General features: G+C 66.5%; 14 protein-coding genes and 2 riboswitches. Of the genes, 12 read left to right on the plus strand and 2 right to left on the minus strand.

What is annotated here, in order from left to right; genetic code table 11:
• Positions 1–100: 100 nt before the first annotated feature.
• From LFT44_RS03780 to LFT44_RS03825, 10 genes are all read left to right on the plus strand, one after another.
• Positions 101–802, plus strand: coding sequence for a metal-dependent transcriptional regulator (locus LFT44_RS03780; RefSeq protein WP_236801176.1), 702 nt, complete (start codon positions 101–103; stop codon positions 800–802).
• A 119-nt stretch (positions 803–921) separates the two neighbouring features.
• A riboswitch (cyclic di-AMP (ydaO/yuaA leader) is annotated at positions 922–1152 on the plus strand.
• A gap of 12 nt (positions 1153–1164) precedes the next feature.
• The gene (locus LFT44_RS03785; protein ID WP_236802787.1) at positions 1165–1986 is read left to right on the plus strand and encodes a M23 family metallopeptidase; all 822 of its coding nucleotides are present in this window, start codon (positions 1165–1167) and stop codon (positions 1984–1986) included.
• 128 nt (positions 1987–2114) lie between these two features.
• Positions 2115–2292, plus strand: a riboswitch (cyclic di-AMP (ydaO/yuaA leader).
• A 124-nt stretch (positions 2293–2416) separates the two neighbouring features.
• Positions 2417–3040, plus strand: a complete 624-nt coding sequence (locus LFT44_RS03790; protein WP_442863764.1) for a C40 family peptidase — start codon at positions 2417–2419, stop codon at positions 3038–3040.
• Positions 3041–3202: 162 nt separating this feature from the next.
• The gene (locus LFT44_RS03795; protein WP_236801178.1) at positions 3203–3976 is read left to right on the plus strand and encodes an NlpC/P60 family protein; all 774 of its coding nucleotides are present in this window, start codon (positions 3203–3205) and stop codon (positions 3974–3976) included.
• A 264-nt stretch (positions 3977–4240) separates the two neighbouring features.
• A complete protein-coding gene (locus LFT44_RS03800) occupies positions 4241–4741 on the plus strand; it encodes an HNH endonuclease (RefSeq protein ID WP_236801179.1) in 501 nt (166 codons plus the stop codon).
• Positions 4742–4795: 54 nt separating this feature from the next.
• Entirely contained in the window at positions 4796–5521 is a 726-nt protein-coding gene (mobA, locus tag LFT44_RS03805; protein ID WP_236801180.1) for a molybdenum cofactor guanylyltransferase, read from the plus strand.
• Complete coding sequence (locus LFT44_RS03810) at positions 5518–5811, plus strand: DUF6457 domain-containing protein (protein ID WP_236801181.1); 294 nt, start codon at positions 5518–5520, stop codon at positions 5809–5811. Before mobA ends, LFT44_RS03810 begins: the two co-directional genes overlap by 4 nt.
• Positions 5808–7286 (plus strand): molybdopterin molybdotransferase MoeA, encoded by a 1479-nt coding sequence (locus LFT44_RS03815; protein ID WP_236801182.1) that lies wholly within the window; start codon positions 5808–5810, stop codon positions 7284–7286. Before LFT44_RS03810 ends, LFT44_RS03815 begins: the two co-directional genes overlap by 4 nt.
• A 163-nt stretch (positions 7287–7449) precedes the next feature.
• Positions 7450–8343, plus strand: coding sequence for a formate dehydrogenase accessory sulfurtransferase FdhD (gene fdhD / locus LFT44_RS03820; protein ID WP_236801183.1), 894 nt, complete (start codon positions 7450–7452; stop codon positions 8341–8343).
• 109 nt (positions 8344–8452) lie between these two features.
• Complete coding sequence (locus LFT44_RS03825; RefSeq protein WP_236801184.1) at positions 8453–11485, plus strand: alpha-mannosidase; 3033 nt, start codon at positions 8453–8455, stop codon at positions 11483–11485.
• A gap of 295 nt (positions 11486–11780) precedes the next feature.
• Here the strand turns inward: LFT44_RS03825 and LFT44_RS03830 are convergent, their stop codons facing one another.
• A complete protein-coding gene (locus LFT44_RS03830; protein ID WP_236801185.1) occupies positions 11781–12518 on the minus strand; it encodes a hypothetical protein in 738 nt (245 codons plus the stop codon).
• Entirely contained in the window at positions 12515–13246 is a 732-nt protein-coding gene (locus LFT44_RS03835) for a hypothetical protein (RefSeq protein WP_236801186.1), read from the minus strand. Before LFT44_RS03835 ends, LFT44_RS03830 begins: the two co-directional genes overlap by 4 nt.
• Positions 13247–13518: 272 nt before the next feature.
• Here LFT44_RS03835 and LFT44_RS03840 point away from each other — a divergent pair, with 272 nt between their 5' ends.
• Entirely contained in the window at positions 13519–15180 is a 1662-nt protein-coding gene (locus tag LFT44_RS03840; RefSeq protein WP_236801187.1) for an ABC-F family ATP-binding cassette domain-containing protein, read from the plus strand.
• Between the two features lie 2 nt (positions 15181–15182).
• A complete protein-coding gene (locus LFT44_RS03845; protein ID WP_236801188.1) occupies positions 15183–17096 on the plus strand; it encodes an ABC transporter ATP-binding protein in 1914 nt (637 codons plus the stop codon).
• Positions 17097–17104: the final 8 nt, after the last annotated feature.

Below are 17104 nucleotides of genomic sequence, written 5' to 3' on the forward strand. Positions count from 1 at the left end.
GACAAAGTCAAAATAGGCTAAGCTTTCCCCCGGACTACCTCGCGGGAAGAGGCGATACGGTGGGACAACGCAAGGTACTGCGCTCGAGGAGCTGAGCTGGATGACGGATCTGATCGACACTACGGAGATGTACCTCAGGACCATCCTGGAGCTTGAGGAAGAAAACATCGTTGCCCTCCGGGCCCGTATTGCCGAGCGCTTGCGCCACTCCGGCCCCACCGTCTCCCAGACCATCGGCAGGATGGAGCGCGATGGACTCGTTGTTGTCTCTGGTGACAGGCATTTGGAGCTCACTGACACCGGGCGCAAGCGCGCCACGGAGGTGATGCGCAAGCACCGGCTGGCCGAACGCCTGCTGGCGGACGTCATCGGGCTGGACTGGGCCTACGTCCACGATGAAGCCTGCCGCTGGGAACATGTGATGAGTGAGCGGGTGGAGCGCCGCATCTACGAGATACTGGACCACCCCACCGAATCCCCGTACGGCAACCCCATCCCGGGCCTTGCCGCGCTGGGCGGCCGGCCGGCCCCCGGCTTCGGTGACGGCGCCATCAGCCTGGTGGAGGCGATGAAGAGCTACGTGCCTGCTTCCGGCGTGACCATCAGCCGCCTCGCGGAGCCGATCCAGGTGGAGCCGGAGCTGCTGTCGCAGTTGGACGAAGGCGGAATCCGGCCCGGCGCTGCAGTGGCCCTGGAGCGCGTGGGCGACTACATCTCGGTGCGGGTGGCCGGGATTGAAGGAGCGCTGGAGCTTCCGCCGGAGGTTGCCGCACACGTCTTTGTGGCCGTCAAGCAGGGCTGAAGCGAAACTTCCATACCCCGGACCTGCCCTTCCAGCCAAAGATAACGGAATTGTTACCTAGGGTCTTAAGCCCCTATAGTAGAACCAGTCGTTTGAAACTTAAGCGTTACCTGATCCGGAGCCGAGCTCTGCCAGCGGATCGGGTGCACGAGTCGTTACTGGCAGAGGCGGGGGAACCACAAGCGGCAGCGGGGGACTGCCTTGGCGTGAAGTCCGTCAGCAGCAAGCCTCTCCAGTGAAGGATTCTTCCGGGAATACCCCTGCGCAGAAGCTTGCCCTTGGCGGGCCGGGTCTTTGATCTCTCTGACCCGAATCCGACAGCTAACTCCGCAGGCTTTTCCAGAGAGGAACCCTTCTTGACCATGCAAACCCCCCGGGGACGCCGCCGTGCTGCCGGCCCCCCTTCGGCGCCGCGGGTTGTCGAAGTTGTCGCAGCGGAGCGCCCCCGCGACCTCCATCGCGACGCCCGCCGCCGCCGGGGTCCGTTCCGCCAGATGACGGAGTTTGCCGCTGCCAGCGGCATCGGCCAGAAGGCCGGCATTGCCCTGGCAGCCACCGGCCTGGTGCTGACCGTGACCGTGCCCGCCACAAGTCCCGTTATGGCCACTGATGCCGCCGGCAGCGCCCCGCTTGCAGCCTCCTCTGTCACGCCGCAGCCCGAGATCTCGGCCGACATCGGTGCCCAGATCGACTTCAGCCGGTCCGCCGTGGTGACCCAGGCGGACCCGGACGGGAAGCTAAAGCAACTGCTGAGTGCCCAGTCGGCCGGCTCCGTGACGCGTGCCGCGTCAGCCGGCACCCTGGCCGCACCGCTGGCATCCCTTGCCACCGCTTCCCCCTTCGGTTACCGGGTCAGCCCGATTACTGGAGGCTCGGGCGACTTCCACCGGGGCCAGGACTTCGTGGCGCAGTGTGGGACATCCGTCCTGGCGGCCGCCACGGGTACCGTGACCTTCGCGGGCTGGCATCAGTTCGGCGGCGGAAACCGAGTGGTCATCGACCACGGGAACGGGCTGGAAACCACGTACAACCACCTGTCGTCCTTCAATGTGAAGGTGGGCCAGACCGTCTCCCGCGGGGACGTGGTGGCGCTGAGCGGCACCACTGGTGCATCCACCGGCTGCCACCTGCACTTCGAAGTCCAGGTCAATGGCGAAGTGGTCGATCCCATGGGCTGGTTGTAACCGAATGATTGCGCACTCTCAGATCGCCGTGACTAGCCGTGACCTGAATGTGACATTGAAACAAAACTGCTGTACCGTCTAACTCGCGTCAACTTTTCCGAAGTTGACGCTCTTGAGTGGATTGCCTAACTCTGCCACCGCTCAAGGTCCGTTCGCATTTCATCGTCTGGCAGGGGCGGGGGAACCAATTTCGGCCTTTATCCAGAAGGCCTTGGGGTTAAGTCACAAGCTTCCCAGGAAGCAGCGTGGCCGGGTGACTCCCATCCGAATCCGACAGCTCACCTCGCAGGCATTGGGAGAGGCTACCTTCGTGTCTTCACGCCATAATTCTGCGCGCCACCGTGCGCAAACGGTTCGCACCAACCCCTTGGATGCCGTTTCCAAGGCCGTGAGTGCAAATGCCGGGACCGTAGGCCGCCAGGCTGCCGTTGTGGCAGCCGCCTCGGGCCTGATCCTGAGCATGGGCCTGCCGGCCACTGCTGCTGATACCACTGCCGGTGTCTCAGCTTCCACTGAGTCCGGTTCGGCCCAAACGGCCCTCGCCGTCACCGCTGCCCCCACCGCCACGGTTTCCTTTGAACGTCCCGTGGTCAAAACCACCGCTGCTCCCAAGGTGCAGCCGGTGCGTACCCAGTCCACCGACACGGCCACCGCTGCTGCTGCTGCCGGCCAGGACGCCGCGCCGGCCGCCAAGACCGCCCAGACCATCTCCTCGGCGGCGACCTCGGGCATCGCAGCCATCGCCTACACCGGCATCGGCCACTCGTACGTGTGGGGCGGCACCAGCCCCGTCACCGGCTGGGACTGCTCCGGGTTCGTGCAGTGGGTTTACGCCCAGGCAGGCATCAGCATTCCCCGCACCAACGCGTGGAGCATCATGACCCCCACCTCCGCGCCGCAGCCGGGTGACCTGGTTGTCCAGAACGGCGGCGCCCACGTTGGCATCTACGTCGGCAACGGCATGATGATCAGCGCACTCAACCCCTCACAGGGCACGCTGCTCCACTCGCCTGCAGCCACCGGTACCTCGTCGTACTACCACCTCAACAAATAGTTCTTGGGCTCCGTGCTCCAAGGGCTATTTCTTTGCCCAAAGCTTCTTCGCTAGAAACCACATCCCCGTTCGGGACGCGCCGGCGTACCCCCAAGATGCCGGCGCGTCCAACACACTTTGCCTGCCTACCTGCGGTTGCAAGGAAAACGAAAGAGAGAACTGATGACGACTCGTGCTACCGCACGGCACCGCGCCGAGGTCACCAAGACCAACTCGATCGCTGTCATTGCCAAGGCTGTCAGCGACAACGCCGGCGGCATGGGCCGCCAGGCTGCGGTCATCGCCGCCGCTTCCGGCCTGGTCCTGACCAGTGGCATTGCGGCCAACGCCGCCGATGCCAACGTCAAGCGCGACTCTGCTCCCGCCTCCGCGCTGGAAGTTGAATCCGCCGTCGACGCCCCGATTTCCGCCGCTTCCACCATTGCGATCAGCTTCGAGAAGCCAGCTGTGACCACCACGCCGGCCCCCGTCGTCGAGCCCGAGCCCCAGGTTCAGGTGGAGGAAGCTGCCCCTGCTCCCGCCGCCCAGCCCGTTGCCGCTCCCAAGGTCACCGCCAAGGTCGCCACCGCCGCTGCCCCGGCCGCTCCCGCAGCCCAGGCTTCTGCCAGCGGCAAGGGTGCTGCAATCCTCTCCGCCGCCTACGCCCAGCTTGGCGTCCACCAGGACTGCACCATGCTGGTGACCAACGCCCTGGCCGCCGTCGGCATCCACTTCCACGACTGGCCCGCCGGCTACCTGTCCCTGGGGGACACGGTGCCTGCTTCCCAGGCACAGCCCGGCGACCTGATCTACTACGCCGATGGTGGCGGAGGAATGGCACACATCGCTGTTTACGCCGGAAACGGCATGGCCGTGCATGGCGGCTTCAACGGCAACGACACCGTGGTCTTCAGCGCAAACGTGGGCTCCGGGCCGGTTTTCATCCACGTCAGGTAAGCACCGCATGTCCGGCACTGGCAACAGCCAGTGCTTGTCCAAGGACCCCCGCCCTCGCAGCGGGGGTCCTTGGCGTTTAAGAAGTTCCCCGCAGGGGACTGATGCCTGCCCTGCTGGGGAACGTTCCCCGCAGGGAATCCGGGCGGCGATTACCTGATTTTGCACTTCTCTGTTTACTCTTGTGATGTCGATCCATAGCCCGGACATGCCGAGGGCAGCCGGCCCTCGTGCCCCTGACGGGTGCGGCCGTGAAGAGGTAAGTGCATGCGCACTCTCGTTCTGAATGCTGGATATGAACCGCTGGCGGTCATTACTTTCCGCCGGGCGCTGGTGCTTGTGCTCACGGGCAAGGCGAGCGTCGTGGCCGAAGGGGATGACCCTGTCGTGGGACCCACGGACGTCCTGGGCCGCCCGTCCGTGATCCTCCTCAACCGGTACATCCGGCCCCGATACAACCACTCCACGGCTGTCAGCCGCAGGGGCGTACTCAGACGCGACGGCCATAAATGCGCATACTGCGGCAAGGCAGCGCATACCATCGACCATGTGCACCCCAAGTCCCGGGGCGGGGCTGACTCGTGGGAGAACCTGGTGGCAGCCTGTCTTCGCTGCAACAACGTCAAGGGCGACCACACCCCGACCGAGATGGGCTGGAGCCTGCGCTTTGTGCCGGAGCCTCCGCGCGGCACCATCTGGCAGATCAAGGAACTGGAAAAGCCCACGCCCGCGTGGGATCCGTTCCTCCTGCCCGAACGCGCCGCCTGACCTCCGCTTTCGACGGGAGTGATCGCTGCCCCGCCTGATGGCTAGGCTGGGGGAGTGCAAGAGAACAGCCTGGTTTTTGATGCCCTGATTTTGGCCGGGGGCCGGTCCTCGCGGCTGGGCGGGGTACCCAAACAGTCCCTTGTCTTCCAAGGCCAAACGCTCTTGGAACGGGCCCTGGACGCCGCAGCCGGCGCCCGCCGCACTGTCGTCGTCGGCGACAGCGCCTTCCTGCCATCCCAAAGCACAACACCCCGCCCTGTATCCCCGGCAGCCTGGCCGGCCGACGTGCTCACCTGTCGGGAAGAGCCGCCGTTCGCAGGGCCTGCCGCTGCCATCGCGGCTGGTTTGAACACCTTGGGCGAAAATGGCGGAGCGGCCCCCTTCACCCTAGTGCTGGCCTGCGATATGCCGTTGGCCTCCGAAGCGGTGGCCGTGTTGCGGAAGGCTCTTGCCGCATCTGCAGCACGCCCCGGGGGAGGCGGAGGAGGCGGCGTGATGGCCCTGGCCGGCGACGGGAAGGTCCAGCCGCTGGCGGCCTTTTACAGCACGCCCGGGTTAAAACAAGCCTGCGCGGAGTTGGCCGCACGCGACGCGTTGGTCAACGGCTCCGTCCGGGCTCTCCTTGCTAGTCTGGACGTGCAGCTTGTCACAGTCCCCGCCGGGTCCACCTCCGACGTGGATACCTGGGACGATGCTGCCGCGCTGGGGGTTGCCGCCAGGAGCCAGCGTGAATGCAAGGACCGGAGCGCGGGCGGAACTAACGTGGGAGGCAAGTCGTGAAAAGCCAGGACGAAACGCTGGAGGAATGGTGCAGGGCCCTCCTCCAGGCGTACAAGCTCGAGGACGTCCAGGTAGACATCAACGCGGTGCTGGCACTCGCCGGCGTTGCCGCCCATGCCGTTGTCCGGCCGGCCGCACCGCTTACCACCTTCATTGCCGGCTTCGCCGCAGGCCTGGCTGCCGCTCCCGGCAGGGAGCTGGACGCAGCCTCCATGGACGCGGCGCTGGCCGTTGCCCGCACCCTGGCAGCTGACTACGAGGCTGAAGCCGCCGGGACTCCCGGCGAATGACAGCAGAAGCCCAGAGCGATCCGATGGCACCGCCCGGTTCCGGGCCGGAGAATGCCGGACCGGGAGAAACCGCCGCGGAAGAAAGTGGTACGGCTGGGGCTGAATCCGGCGACACGGAGCCGGGCGAAACCGAACCCGGGCATGCCCACCACCATCACCTGGCACACACGTGGGAAGAGGCCAGGCAGGCCGCCTACGATGCGGCCACCCCGATTCCTCCCAGCCCCGTGGCCCTGCAGATCGCCTTGGGCCGGAAACTTGACCAGGACATCGTGGCCCTCCAAAACATGCCGCACTATGCGTCCTCGGCCATGGACGGCTGGGCGGTCAACGGAAGCGGTCCATGGATCCCGGTGGAGCCGGGCACCCGGCTGGCGCCGCACCAAGCCAGTCCCATTGCCACCGGCGGCCTGATTCCCGCGGGTGCCAAGGCGGTCCTACGTACCGAGAGTGCAGTCCTCGGCCGGGACGATGAGGGCCCGGTGGTGATGGTCGGAGGCAAGGCCAGGCCGGGCGAACCCCGCGCGGGCGAACACATCAGGAAGGCCGGGGAGGAAGCCCTTGAAGGGGACGTCCTGGTCAAGGCCGGGGTGGAACTCAACCCGGCACACCTGGCCCTGGCGGCACTGGCAGGCTACGACGAAGTGCAGGTCCAGGGAAAGCCGGTGGTGCGGCTGGTGCTGACCGGATCCGAGGTGGTGGAACGTGGTACCCCGGCTCCCGGCCAGGTTCGCGACACGTTCGGCCCGCAACTGCCGGTCGTCGTCGCCATGCTCGGAGGTATCCACGCAGGACAGCAGCGGATCGGCGACTCGTACGCCGAATGGCTTGCGGCGCTCGAAGACGTGCTGCCGGAGGTGCCGGACGCGCCCGACCTGCCGGCCGACGTCGTCATTACCACCGGGGGCACTGGGCGCTCAGGCACGGACCACCTCCGGCGGGCCGTTGCCGAACTCGGCGGGCGGCTCATCATCGACGGCGTAGCAATGCGGCCCGGCCACCCTGCCGTCCTGGCCGAACTGCCGGACGGACGCTTTGTCCTTGGACTTCCCGGCAACCCGCTCGCGGCCATGATGGCCCTGTCCACCGTCGGTGCACCATTGTTCGCCGCCTTGGGGCACCGCGCTATGCCCGCCGTGCAGGAAGTACCGTGCGGCACCATGATCGACGCCGATCCCGGACGCACCCGCCTGATGCCGTTCCGGCTGCTGTATGGGATGGCTTCCCCTGCGCAGCACACAGGCCCCGGCATGATGCGCGGCCTGGCAGCCGCCGACGGCGTGCTGGTGGTGCCGCCGCACGGCGTGCAGCTGGGCGAGCCGGTGCCCGCTTTCGCGCTGCCTTGGGGGCCACCCATTCCGCCGCCCAAGGAAGGGGCGGCCAAAGCCAAGCCGAGAAGCAATGCACGGGGCAGCCAGGCCAAGGGTAAACCGGCATCGAACGGGCCCGTGGACTGGAGCGCGCTCCTGGGCTGAAACTAGAGGGCCGGAACCCCAAGGCCCGCGTTCGTGCGCTGGGCCGTTGGATCGTGGCCTATAGACTGCCGGCCTCTGGACTGTGGGCTTCTGGGCTGTGGGTCTTGGATTGGGGCGGGCCGCGATGGTGCCATGATGGAGTAATGAACAGGCAGGGTGGAACATGGGACGCGTAACCCAGCGCCGCAAGGTGCACAAGTATGTCCTGGACGGTTCGCCGGCCGCCCTGGAGTACCCGGTCCGACACCGCGAAGACGTCCTGGCCGTCGAGGAACCGCTCGAAATCCGGTTGGGCAGGCTCTCCTACTCGGTCACCATGCGCACGCCAGGGGACGACTTTGACCTGGTGGCAGGCTTCCTGGTGTCCGAGGGAGTCATCTGGGCGCCCGAACAGTTGGTATCACTGCGTTTCTGCGCCGGTGAGGATGAAAACGGGGTCCAGACGTTCAATGTGGTGGAGGCCCAGCTGAGGCCGGACGTCCCGCTTCCCGATACCGGGCGCAAGGTCTACACCTCAAGCTCCTGCGGCATCTGCGGCACGGATTCCATCGAAGCAGTGCGGAAATCGTCCCACTTCAGCCCGCAGGCGGACCCGCTGATGGTGGACGCAAACGTCCTGGCGTCCCTGCCCGCGCTGCTGCGGAAATCCCAGCGCGTCTTTGACGATACCGGGGGCGTGCACGCGGCGGGCCTGTTCAAGATTGAGGACGACGGCGGGCCGCGGCTTCTGTGCCTCCGCGAAGACGTTGGGCGGCACAACGCAGTGGACAAAGTGGTGGGCTGGGCATTGCGCGAAGGCCTCCTGCCGCTGACCGGGACGGTCCTCCAGGTGTCCGGACGGGCATCCTTCGAACTGGTGCAGAAAGCTGCCCTTGCAGGGATCCCCGTCCTGTCCGCCGTCAGCGCCCCTTCGAGCCTGGCTGTGGAACTGGCCGAGGCCAACGGACTGACCGTGGCCGGGTTCAGCCGGGGTACCAGCTTCAACGTCTACGCCGGGGACGCGCGGATCCTGCGGCCCGAACCGGCCCTGCCCGCTGCACAGGGGCCCGGTGCATAGGGGTCCGGCGGATAACTGCACAAGGGGTTGGTTGCAGTGCCGCCAGCGGGTAGATTTTGTCCATCGAATGGACGCGATGATCCAGTCTCAAGCCTAAAGAGGACATATTTTGCATGACGACCGCAGGATCACGGAAGTCCGCCTGGCAAGGTTCGTGCGCGAGCGCATTGCCCCCGCCGTCTACAGCAGGTCGGTTCCGCTTGCCCTGAGCAGCTGGGAAGTTCCGGCCGAACCGGTCCCCGCGCTCGACGCGATGCGGCAGGAGTTCCATCCGCAGGAGCACGGCGCCGCCTGGGGCCGGCCGTGGGGTACCACCTGGCTGCGGCTGCAAGGCGAGGTGCCTGATTCCTGGGGCGGCGGCCCGGACACCGCAGTGGAGGTGGTGGTGGACCTGGGGTTCACCACCGAAGCGCCCGGCTTCCAGTGCGAAGGCATAGCGTGGCGGCCCGACGGCACCATCATCAAGGCCATCTCTCCCCGCAACCAGTACATCCCCCTGAAGCTGCTGGGCAGCGGAATGGCGGTGGACTTCTACGTGGAAGCGGCCGCGAACCCGGACATGGCACAGGGCTGGACCTTCGCCGCCACCCCGCTGGGCGACAAGGCAACCGCCGGGGGAGCGCCGCAGTACAGGCTCGGGAGCATCGCCATCGCTGAGCTCAACCAATGCGTGTGGGAACTCCAGCAGGACATTTGGACGCTGTCCGGGCTTATGGAACAGCTCCCGCTGGAGCTTCCCCGGCGCCATGAAATCCTCCGGGCCCTCGAACACATGATGGACGTGATGGACCCCGATGATGTTGCCGGCACCGCTGCGGCGGGACGTCAGGCGCTCGCTGGAGTCCTCGGCAGGCCGGCTTACGCGTCGGCTCACCAGTTGGTTGCCACGGGCCATGCCCACATTGACTCCGCATGGCTGTGGCCGGTCCGGGAAACCATCCGCAAATGTGCCAGGACATTCTCTAACGTGGTGGCCCTGATGGACGAAGACCCTAACTTTGTCTTCTCCTGTTCGTCCGCCCAGCAGCTGGCCTGGATCAAGGAGCTGTACCCGGAGCTGTTCAGCCGGATCCGGGAAAAAGTGCGGGCCGGACAGTTCGTCCCGGTGGGCGGCATGTGGGTCGAGTCGGACACCAACATGCCTGGCGGCGAAGCGATGGCGCGGCAGTTCGTGGAGGGCAAGGGCTTCTTCCTGGCTGAGTTCGGCGTCGAGTGCCGGGAAGCGTGGCTGCCGGACTCGTTCGGATACAGCGCTGCGCTGCCCCAGATCGTCAAGGCTGCCGGCAGCAGCTGGTTCCTGACCCAAAAAATCTCCTGGAACCAGACCAACAGGATGCCGCACCACACCTTCAACTGGGAGGGGATCGACGGCACCCGGCTGTTCACCCACTTCCCGCCCGTAGACACCTACAACTCGGACCTCAGCGGCCGCGACCTGGCGCACGCCGAGCGCAACTACCGGGACCACGGCCGCGGCTCCGTGTCGTTGGTGCCGTTCGGTTACGGCGACGGCGGCGGCGGCCCCACCCGGGAGATGCTCGCCGCCGCCGCCCGTACCGCGGACTTGGAGGGATCACCCAAGGTCAGGATTGGCTCCGCCGAGAGTTTCTTCCGGCAGGCCGAGGCAGAGTACCAGGCGCTGCCCGTGTGGGTGGGGGAGATGTACCTGGAACTGCATCGCGGTACCTACACCAGCCAGGCCCGCACAAAGAAGGGCAACCGGCGCAGCGAGCACCTGCTGCGGGAAGCGGAACTGTGGTGCGCCACGGCCGCTGTCCGGGGCGCGGGTTCTTACGACTACCCGGCCGCTGAGCTTAAGCGGCTGTGGCAGCTGGTGCTGCTGCAGCAGTTCCACGACATCCTTCCCGGGAGTGCCATCGCCTGGGTCCACCAGGACGCGGAGCGGAATTATCAAGCCATTGAAACTGCCCTCGAGGCACTGATCGGCCAGGCTGCTGCCGCGGTGCTGGGTTCCGGGGACCGGCAATTCCTGCTCAACGCAGCCCCGCATGCGAGGGATGGGGTTCCCGCGCTGGCCGCAGCTGAACCCGCGGCTCCCCAGGTACCGGCACAGGCCATGCCGGAGGACGGCGGCTTCATCCTGGACAACGGGATCATCCGGGCGGTGGTGGATTCCGATGGGCTTCTGTCCTCCCTGCGGGACCATGGCAGCGGCCGCGAAGCGATCGCTCCCGGCCAGCGCGGCAATCTGCTGGAACTGCACCGGGACACGCCCAACGAGTGGGATGCCTGGGACATCGACGAGTTCTATCGGCGCAACGTCACGCCACTGGTCCAGGCAGAGTCGGTCCGCCTTGCCAGCGAAGGCGGCAGTGCGGTGGTGGTCGTGGAGCGGACGGCCGGCACCTCGAAGCTGACCCAGCGCATCACGCTGGCGCCGGGCAGTCCATCACTGGAAATCACCACGACCGTGGACTGGCAGGAGCGCGAGAAGCTGCTGAAACTTGGTTTCGCCCTGGATGTGCGTGCGGACCGGTCCGCTGCCGAAACGCAGTTCGGCCACGTCTTCCGGCCCACCCATACCAACACGTCCTGGGAGGCGGCGAAGTTCGAGATCTGCGCCCACCGGTGGATCCACGTGGGCGAACCCGGCTATGGCGTGGCGGTCTCCAACTCATCCACGTACGGCCACGACGTAGGCAGGAGTGTCAGGGAATCCGACGGCGGCACCACCACTACGGTTCGCCTCTCCCTGCTGCGGGCGCCGAAGTTTCCCGACCCGGGTGCTGACCGTGGCCACCACGAGCTGACGGTGTCCATCCGGCCGGGTGCCGATATCGCGGACGCAGTCCAGGAAGGTTACCGGACCAATCTGGCGCCGCGGCTGGTCACCGGCGCCTCCCCGGTGGAGCCGCTCTTCACCGTCAGCAATCCCGCTTTGGTGATCGAGGCCGTGAAGCTGGCGCAGGACGGTTCGGGGGACGTAGTGGTCCGCCTCTACGAGTCGTTGGGACAGCGCTCGGCGGGGAGCATCACGGCGAACTTCCCGGTGCGGAACGTTCTTGCAACGGACCTCCTGGAACGCGGCACTGAAGCTCCCGGGGTGGCACCATGGGACAGCGGGGCGGAGCTCAAGCTGCGGCCGTTCCAGTTGGTGACATTGCGGTTTGCCCGGAAGTAGCGGCCCCGGAAGGCCTTTGCGTAGGTGCGGGGATTTCAGCAGCAGGGAAGTCCTTGTACCTGCCCGAAAGCTCTAGGAGCCGAGGGCCGGTAAGCTTCCGCTAAAGAGCCGTTAAACAGGCTGAGTGGGGGCGGTCCCCAACGATCCGCCACCACTCATCCCCCCAACGTGTGTAAAGGCCCCCGGGGCGGCCGGCATTTCAGAATTTATCCCCGTTCGTAAACGCCAAGCAGCCCCGCCTTCACACATTCATGATTGTTTCACATTCTAATGATTTTGTGAAAGCCAGCGAAGGTTACGTTTCGGTAGATGTCTTTTGGCGTCCCGCTCCGCGCCCGTTGACCACGCGTGCAGCCCAGATCAAGGCCAGCCCAACGACGAAACACAGGATGGCCGTGTAGTTGATCACGAACTCGATCTGGCCGAGTTCGGGCGGAATCACCGGGAAGAGCAGCGTGAGGGCAACCGCTACTCCACCCAGCGCCAACAGCCCTGCGGCGATGCGGACCAGTACCGGAAGTCGGTCCTGTGCCGCGCGCACCAGAGCCGGCAGCAGCGCCAGGGCGACGTACGCCGGGTAGGCCCGGCCTGCCGCGCCGTAATACTCAACAAGCGCAAAGTTGCGGTCGTCCTTGGCAGAGATGGCCTGGAGGCCCGCCGAGGAGCCGGCGGTGTCCATGGAGAAAAACAGTGCGACCATGACCACAGAGACAACAAGCAGGACCAGCATGCCGGTCTTTCCTGTGATGTGCCGGTGGGCGCTGTCGGCGCTGAACCCCCTGGAAATGCGGATGCCCATGAAGAAGATGACGCCGAAGATCACGAACCGCAGCAGCAGGTTGGCCAGGTTGATGCCACCCAGTGCTTGGTCGATCACGAGGTAAGGGCCCTTGATGCTTAGCAGGATGGCCAGCGTCATCGACGCGAAGATGCCGAACAGAGAGCGGTTCTCGCCGCGGAGGGTGCTGGGGATGCGGGCCACCGAGACGAGGGCGCAAACCGCCAGCGTGGTCCACTGAAGCGTCTCGATCATCCCAGGTTCTCCCATATCTTTTCTGTCTGTGCTTGGTCCTGCTCCTGCCGGCGCAGCACTTTCCCTAATGCCTGAAGCCGTTCCCCGGCCAGCGCGGTGAGCTCCCCGTCGGTGAGGCTGTCCAGGGCTGCCTGCCGCGCCCCGGGCGGCCAGCCCGCCTCCTCTTCGGTGATGATCCCCGTGGCCACCAGGCCGCCGGCCGGTCCTACCCCGGCCGCCAGTGCCGTGGCCACGGCGAGCTCAGGCGACAGCCGGTTTGCCGTCAACTGGGCAGAGTAGTTTTGCGGGGCCACCCCGGTTGAAGCCGAAACGCGGTGCCGGACCTCGCCGTCGTCAATTGCATCAACCCAGTTCTTCACCGAGGTGGGGTGCGGAGTGGGACCCAGGGCGGGGGTGGACGCTCCCCGTGCGGGCTCCATGGCCGGCCGTTCCAGGAGCGCGCGCATGAGGTCTGCGGTGGAAATCTGGCTTACCAGTTCGCTGCGCGTGGGTGGGCGCGGCGGGCCGGAAAGGACGCTGTAAGCGTCGAAACCGGCCAGCGCCGCAACAGGGTTGATGTTGTAGGCGCGGCTGACGCTGACCACGGTGCTCACGGAGACCTTGCCCCGGACCAGCTGCTGGGCGAGGGTGGTGCGCTTGATCCCCGAGACCCGGCAGACGTCAGCGGTGCTGGCATCGGGTGCGATGCTTTGCAGCCAGCGCTGGAACGCCTTGGCGGAAAGGGTCATGGAGGACTCTCTGCAGAATGGGTGGTCTGGACGATTTTACCGTGCCGCCCCGGGCAAACGTCCTGCTGGCATCGCCAGGCGCCGTATGGCCGATTTTGCCCCGAGTCCGGATTCGTCTATAGTTGATGGTCGAGCCCGTTGGTCCGTACACCCCCCAAGTCCGGACCAGCGGGTTCTTCTATGTCCAGCAGCCCCAGCGGTGCCGCGGCCCTGTTTTCGCCGCCTCTGCCGGCCGTCAATGGCTGTCCGGGCAGCGGCGAAAGGACGAATCGATGACTGCAACCCTTGTTGCCAAGGATGTCTCGGGAGGCCATGGGCACCGCGTGCTCTTTTCCGGGCTCTCGCTGACGGTGGCCCCCGGCGACGTGGTAGGTGTGGTGGGCGCGAACGGTGCTGGAAAATCGACGCTGCTGCGCCTCCTTGCGGGAGTCGACCAGCCACAGGATGGTTCCGTGAGCCTTGCCCCCTCTGATGCGTTTGTTGGCTGGCTTCCACAGGAACATGAGCGGATCCCCGGCGAAACGGTGGCCGCCTACATCGCCCGCCGGACAGGCTGCTCCGAAGCGACCGTAGAGATGGAATCCACGGCGGAAGCTTTGGGCTCAGGCGCTCCGGGAGCGGATGATGCCTATTCCCGTGCCTTTGACCGGTGGATGGCCTCCGGGGCCGCGGATTTGGACGACCGCATCCCGGCGGTGCTTGCGGACCTGGGCCTGGATGCCGGCGCCGATGCGCTGATGACGGGCCTTTCCGGCGGGCAGGCGGCACGCGTGGCCCTGGCCGCCCTCCTGTTGAGCCGTTTCGATGTGGTGCTGCTGGACGAGCCCACCAACGACCTTGACCTCGCCGGCCTGGCCACCCTGGAAAACTTCGTCACTGGGCTGCGCGGGGGCGTGGTGCTGGTCAGCCATGACCGCGAGTTCCTGGCCCGCTGCGTCACCCGCGTGGTGGAGCTGGACCTGGCGCAAAATACCGTGGCAGTTTACGACGGCGGCTACGACGCCTTCCTTGAGGAACGCGCGGTGACGCGGCGGCACGCCCGCGAGAAGTACGAGGAGTTTGCCTCCACTAAGGCCGACCTGGTGTCCCGTGCACGCACGCAGCGCGAGTGGAGCTCGCAGGGCGTCCGGAACGCGATGAAGAAGAACCCGGACAACGACAAGATCCGGCGCGCTGCCAGTACCGAGTCGTCGGAGAAGCAGGCACAGAAGGTCCGGCAGATGGAGTCGCGCATCGCGCGCCTGGACGTGGTGGAGGAGCCCCGGAAGGAATGGCAGCTGCAGTTCAGCATCGGCCAGGCACCCCGGTCCAGCGCCGTCGTCGCCACCCTCCGCAATGCAGTGGCACGCCAAGGTGATTTCACGCTGGGCCCGGTCAACCTTCAGCTCAACGGCGGGGAGCGCGTGGGCATCACTGGTCCCAACGGGGCCGGCAAGTCAACCCTCCTGCGCCTCCTGCTGGGAACCCAGGCACCGGACGACGGCGACGCCTCCATGGGTGCCTCCGTCGCCGTCGGCGAAATTGACCAGGCCCGCGGACTCCTTGACGGCCGGCTGCCGCTGGGGGACGCTGTCGAAGCGGTCCTGGCCGACTGGACGGGCGCCGATGTCCGCACGCTCCTGGCCAAGTTCGGCCTCAAGGCGGACCACACCGCGCGGAGCGTCGATTCCCTGTCGCCGGGGGAGCGGACGCGGGCAGCACTGGCGCTGCTGCAGGCGCGCGGCGTGAACTTGCTGGTGCTGGACGAACCCACAAACCACCTTGACCTGCCCGCCATCGAGCAGCTGGAAGAGGCCCTTGAAAGCTACGACGGAGCGCTGCTGCTGGTCACCCACGACCGCCGGCTGCTCGAAAATGTACGACTCGACTACCGGTGGCACCTGGACAACGGCACGGTCCAGGAGCTCCACCACACTGCAAGCCAGGAGAAATAACCATGAGCATGGACCGCGTGGCCTGGAGCTCGCTCTACAACATCAGCACCGCCAAAAGCGGCTCCAAGCCGTTCTCCAAGGAAACCCTGAAGCGGGTGCTGGCCTTCGCCGCTCCCCACAAGGGCAAGCTCATCGCCTTCGTGCTCTCCTCCATCGCTGCGGCCTTCCTGGCGGTGGCCACCCCGGTGCTCGCCGGCCAGGTGGTTGACGCCATCATCGCCAAGACCGATGCCGGTACCGTGATCTGGCTGGCGGTGCTGATCGCCATCGTGGCCGTGGCCGAAGCGGGCGTGGGGCTGCTGACCCGCTGGCTGTCCTCGACCATTGGCGAAGGCGTCATCGTGGACCTGCGCACCCGGGTCTTCGACCACGTGCAGCGCATGCCCATCGCCTTCTTCACCCGCACCCGGACTGGAGCACTGGTCAGCCGCCTCAACAACGACGTCATCGGGGCGCAGTCGGCATTCGCCGGAACCCTCTCCGGCGTCGTGAGCAATTCCGTGGCGTTGATTCTGACCCTGGTGGTGATGCTCAACAAGTCCTGGCTGGTCACCGTGCTCGCCATGGTCCTGCTGCCGATCTTCCTGATCCCGGCCCGGCGCATGGGCTCCAAACTGGCGGACCTGCGCCGCGAAGCCGCTGCGCACAACGCCGCCATGGGCACCCAGATGACAGAGCGGTTCTCCGCGCCCGGCGCTACTCTGGTCAAGCTGTTCGGCCGCCCGGACGAGGAATCCCGGGAGTTCGCTGCCCGCGCGGGCCGCGTCCGCGACATCGGCGTGCGCATGGCAATGCTGCAGTTCACGTTCGTCACGGCCCTGACCCTGGTGTCCGCGCTCGCCTTGGCGCTGGTCTATGGCCTGGGCGGCTGGCTCGCGCTGGGCGGGCAGCTCGCACCCGGGGACGTGGTGGTCCTGGCGCTGCTGCTGACCCGCCTTTATGCCCCGCTCACGGCGCTGTCCAACGCACGCGTGGAAGTCATGAGTGCGCTGGTCAGCTTTGAACGGGTCTTTGAGATCCTGGACCTGAAACCGCTTATCCAGCAGAAGCGGGACGCCGTGCCGGTTCCTGCCGGGCCCGTGTCCGTGGAGTTCGACAACGTCCGGTTCGCCTACCCCTCGGCGGACAAGGTCTCCCTTGCCTCGCTGGAGGAGGTCTCCACCCTCGACACCCGTGGCGGCGAGGAAGTGCTGCACGGCGTCAGCTTCCGGGTGGAACCGGGACAGACAGTGGCCCTGGTGGGCTCCTCGGGTGCAGGCAAGTCCACCATTGCCCAGCTTCTGTCACGGCTTTACGACGTCGACTCGGGCGCCGTGCGTCTTGGCGGCACCGTGCCCGGGACCGGGCTGGACGTCCGGGACGCCACCTTCGATTCGCTGCGGGACACGCTGGGCATGGTCACCCAGGACGGCCACTTGTTCCACGAGACCATCGCCTCCAACCTCCGTCTGGCACGGCCCGACGCCACCGATGAGGACATGTGGGACGTCCTGCGGCAGGCCCGGCTGGAGACCATGATCAGGTCCCTGCCGGACGGGCTGGAAACTGTGGTGGGGGAGCGCGGCTACCGGCTTTCCGGCGGTGAACGCCAGCGGCTGACCATCGCACGGCTCCTGATCGCCCAGCCCCGTGTCGTCATCCTCGATGAGGCCACCGCGGCACTGGACTCCACGAACGAAGCCGCCGTGCAGGCGGCCCTGGGCGCGGCACTTGAAGGACGGACCGCCGTCGTGATTGCACACCGGCTCTCCACGGTCCGCGCGGCCGACGCCATCCTGGTGGTGGAGGGCGGCCAAATCGTGGAACGCGGTACCCATACGGAACTGTTGGCAGCCGACGGCCGCTACGCCGAGCTGTACCGGACCCAGTTTGCCGAGGCCACCGCTGTGGCGGAAGAGGCTGTCCCGGAGTTCTAGGCCTGTGG

This window comes from Arthrobacter sp. FW306-05-C (genome assembly GCF_021801725.1).
Lineage (GTDB): Bacteria > Actinomycetota > Actinomycetes > Actinomycetales > Micrococcaceae > Arthrobacter.

What these genes read in the sequence shown, in the direction of transcription:
- LFT44_RS03780 (WP_236801176.1), top strand. Translation starts at nt 101, where the DNA reads ATGACGGATCTGATCGACACTACGGAGATGTACCTCAGGACCATCCTG.
- LFT44_RS03785 (WP_236802787.1), top strand. Translation starts at nt 1,165, where the DNA reads ATGCAAACCCCCCGGGGACGCCGCCGTGCTGCCGGCCCCCCTTCGGCG.
- LFT44_RS03795 (WP_236801178.1), top strand. Translation starts at nt 3,203, where the DNA reads ATGACGACTCGTGCTACCGCACGGCACCGCGCCGAGGTCACCAAGACC.
- LFT44_RS03800 (WP_236801179.1), top strand. Translation starts at nt 4,241, where the DNA reads ATGCGCACTCTCGTTCTGAATGCTGGATATGAACCGCTGGCGGTCATT.
- LFT44_RS03815 (WP_236801182.1), top strand. Translation starts at nt 5,808, where the DNA reads ATGACAGCAGAAGCCCAGAGCGATCCGATGGCACCGCCCGGTTCCGGG.
- fdhD (WP_236801183.1), top strand. Translation starts at nt 7,450, where the DNA reads ATGGGACGCGTAACCCAGCGCCGCAAGGTGCACAAGTATGTCCTGGAC.
- LFT44_RS03830 (WP_236801185.1), bottom strand. Translation starts at nt 12,518, where the DNA reads ATGATCGAGACGCTTCAGTGGACCACGCTGGCGGTTTGCGCCCTCGTC.
- LFT44_RS03835 (WP_236801186.1), bottom strand. Translation starts at nt 13,246, where the DNA reads ATGACCCTTTCCGCCAAGGCGTTCCAGCGCTGGCTGCAAAGCATCGCA.
- LFT44_RS03840 (WP_236801187.1), top strand. Translation starts at nt 13,519, where the DNA reads ATGACTGCAACCCTTGTTGCCAAGGATGTCTCGGGAGGCCATGGGCAC.
- LFT44_RS03845 (WP_236801188.1), top strand. Translation starts at nt 15,183, where the DNA reads ATGAGCATGGACCGCGTGGCCTGGAGCTCGCTCTACAACATCAGCACC.